Origin of the sequence: Rhizobium sp. FKY42, assembly GCF_005222835.1 — a bacterium.
In the GTDB taxonomy this organism is placed as follows: domain Bacteria; phylum Pseudomonadota; class Alphaproteobacteria; order Rhizobiales; family Rhizobiaceae; genus Neorhizobium.
In genome coordinates, this window is sequence record NZ_STGA01000069.1 from 1 (window position 1) to 2910 (window position 2910).

The following is a 2910-nucleotide window of genomic DNA, read 5'->3' on the forward strand; positions in this document are numbered from 1 at the left end:
GCGTGCCTGATCAGAAGCCTTCTTCCGTGCTGCAACAGCTTCCGGAGAGCGATCGGGGCGAGGGGCATGAGCGTTCATTGGCAGAGCCTCCAGTTACTGTTTCACTTAGCACAAAAAGAGCCGAATATCCAGAGAATGCCGGGTAAGCGGCTCTTTTATGGTGGGAGCCCGATCAGAGATCGGGCCTCCCAGAGCAATCAGTCGCGGGGTTCCCATTCGATGATGGCCTGCAGCGCCACGTCATCTTGGCCGGGGTAGCGGCCCAAGTTGGCGTTGAAGCCGAGGCGCTTGATGGAGAGGGTGTAGTACGGCTTCCCTTCTCCGCTGGTCTTCTTCCAGATGCCGCCAACTTCGATGTCGTGGCCGCGAGGTGACTTGGCATAGACGCGATGCGTCGGAGCCTTTTCGTTGGTGGAGTCGAAAGGTGTAACCTTGATGTCCAGGTCCCGGTCGATGGTGGAGATGAGGCCGGTTCCCTTGGCGTTGTCGATGTCGTCTTTGTCGAACTGGATGAAGTTGGTCATGCTCATGTTAATCACTCCTCTATGGTGGTTGCGATGATCGTTCACAAGGCACGGGAACAAGCGGTGCGCATCGTAGGCCGGAGCGCAGCGAAGGAGGCTGGACGGGGACAAATTTTGTTTCGCGAGGAAGCTAGAGGCGGGGAAAATTTGGAGACGAACGGCTTTGCGCCAACCGCGTCGACGTGCGAACGGGCATCAAGAGAAACCACTTTGGAGGTGTGGGGCCTGAGCGCTTGCAGCAATACGTCACCTCGACAAATAGGACTCGGCACAGGTCAAGGGCGGGATTGTGCTGCATGCAGCCGAACCAGCAGCCTGAAACAAGAGGCTGGAGTAACCGATGGTTTCGCCAAAACATGAGATCTCGCCATCTGTTGCCCATATGAGCGCCGCCAGTCGTTCAGTTGCCGGAATGGCTGCGGCGATAGGAGGAGGGCGATTCAACCTGAGCGCCCCACAAGCCCTGGCCTCGGTGTTGGGCACTTGCCTCGGCGCGGTGATACTGGTCCAGGTCGATCGGGTGGGATCTTTGCAGATACCGCAACAGGAGGCTGGCTTGGCCCGCCTTCACCATTTCAAGGCCAATATCCGAGTTGTCAATGAAGCACTGGCCGACAAGGCGTTTGTACTGGTCTCGATCGACTTCAATGCAGCGGACATGCTTGCCATCGATCATGCGGGCGAGGAAGCGACGTGCCTCAATCCCGCAATTCCATATCACACCGTTTTTGGAGCCGGTCTGATCGCGCTCACAAGCATCAATAGCCGCAATGCGGATCCTCTGCTGACGAATGCTGAAGGTGTCTCCATCAATCACCCGCGCTCGGCCTGAATAGTCGGCCGATGCAGCGGAGGCAGTGAACAAAAGCGCGGCCAGCGCGGCTCCAACCAAGCGATTTTCTATCACGAGTGTGCCTCCATTGAGTTGCGGGCTGCCAGCCCAAATACGGAGCGGTTCAGATGAAGGTCTCCGCTCGCGGCGCGGTCGGTCATAGCCCGCAAATACCCGCCCGGCGAGCTGATCTCGGCCCGCGTGTATTTCTCAAACGTCAGAGCGATAGCAATGGCAGCCGCCTGCTGGCCCATTCGGTCCACGGCCCGCTGGCGCGCATCCTCGGACACACCGGCGATGCGGCAAAGCTTGGGGGCAATCCGGTCCAGGTCCGCCCAGCTGCGCGGCGGCTTGTAGCCATATTCGGCAAGGCTTGGCGTAGCCCTCCACACATCTTCCAGCGCCACAAGTGAAGGCCGCACTTGCAGTTGCCTATTGCTTTGGCGCGAACGGCTCCCCAGGCTTTCCTCAAAAGCCCTCTTGCTGGCGGAGCCAGCCCTTAAGGAACTGATTTGTTCGCCGTTAGGCGAACGCCGTTCATCATTACGAGCTTCAAAAGGTCTTGGGGTTGTAATCTGTATGTGCATGTCGTTTTCGACATCCGCGCATGTCAGATTTGCATCTATGTCGGGCGCTTGCGGGGACCGATTCACGTTGCGCAATCGGTCGGCAAGCCACTCCAAAAGCATTGTTGCCTTCCGGAGGACATGGGCCGGTGCGTGCTTGGCCGATCCTATGAAGGCCGCGATCTTCTCAACACGGGACCCGATCCGCCCGAGAATGGCTTCCCCTCGCTCGGTTGAGGACGCCAGAGCATATCTCGCGGCACGCAGAGCGTCCCGGAAGCGACGCGCCGCGCTGTCGCGCACCCGAATCTCTTCCCGCTTCTGGCGCACCAGCTGATCAAGTGCATGGTGCCGAGCGATCAGGACACGCAGATCAATGCCGCAGGCGTCGGCAATATCACCTTCGCCGTCACGGATCGGGTAGCGCTTGAAATTCGCACTGTCCTGCATGGTGACAAGGCCGAGGTCGTACAATCGGGAGAGAATCCGGCTTACTCGTCCCGGTGACTTGTTGATGTCATAGCCAAGCTGCCTGTTCGATTTGTAGACGATCGGCCGCTTTCCTTTGTCAAAGGCGTCTGTCTTGGCCGTCGTTATGATAGCTTCTAGCAATGCATATTCAGCAGTTGTGATCATGCCGATTGTCATCAGGTTCTTGGCAAGGACCGCGAGCTGCCCACGCGTCACCGTTCCGACTTCCGTTGACTGCGCCAGTCGTCGCAATTGGGCTCGCTCCTTCGTCATTCTGCGACCTGTCTGCCGCTTGTGTTGTGTGGGTTCCCCCATCGTCCGTCTCCTGTCAGAGGCCAGACAAAGCTCCGCCGTTCACCGAAAAGGTGTTTTGATGATTGACATCGGAGGGGAGGTCTGCGAGAACGATCTTGCTTATATTTTCGAACTGCAGACCGCTTCCGGATTTTTTCGGGAGCGGTTTTCCTTTTCTAGACCAAGCGTTAACTCCATGAAGTATTTGGCATGAACAAGTTGG

At 57.8% G+C, this 2910-nt stretch carries 3 protein-coding genes; all 3 read right to left on the reverse strand.

Translation table 11 applies throughout. From position 1 onward, the window contains the following. Positions 1-197: 197 nt before the first annotated feature. The 3 genes from E8M78_RS21325 to repC all read right to left on the reverse strand — a co-directional run bounded on the left by E8M78_RS21325 (position 198) and on the right by repC (position 2708). A complete protein-coding gene (locus E8M78_RS21325; RefSeq protein WP_102022171.1) occupies positions 198-530 on the reverse strand; it encodes a DUF736 family protein in 333 nt (110 codons plus the stop codon). A 394-nt stretch (positions 531-924) separates the two neighbouring features. Next, positions 925-1431, reverse strand: a complete 507-nt coding sequence (locus tag E8M78_RS21330; protein WP_348640133.1) for a thermonuclease family protein — start codon at positions 1429-1431, stop codon at positions 925-927. Beyond that, a complete protein-coding gene (gene repC / locus E8M78_RS21335; protein WP_137136967.1) occupies positions 1428-2708 on the reverse strand; it encodes a plasmid replication protein RepC in 1281 nt (426 codons plus the stop codon). The genes E8M78_RS21330 and repC overlap by 4 nt, the downstream gene beginning before the upstream one ends. Positions 2709-2910: the final 202 nt, after the last annotated feature.

Excerpts from the sequence above, each read along its gene's own strand:
- E8M78_RS21325 (WP_102022171.1), bottom strand. The coding sequence starts at position 530 with ATGAGCATGACCAACTTCATCCAGTTCGACAAAGACGACATCGACAAC.
- repC (WP_137136967.1), bottom strand. The coding sequence starts at position 2,708 with ATGGGGGAACCCACACAACACAAGCGGCAGACAGGTCGCAGAATGACG.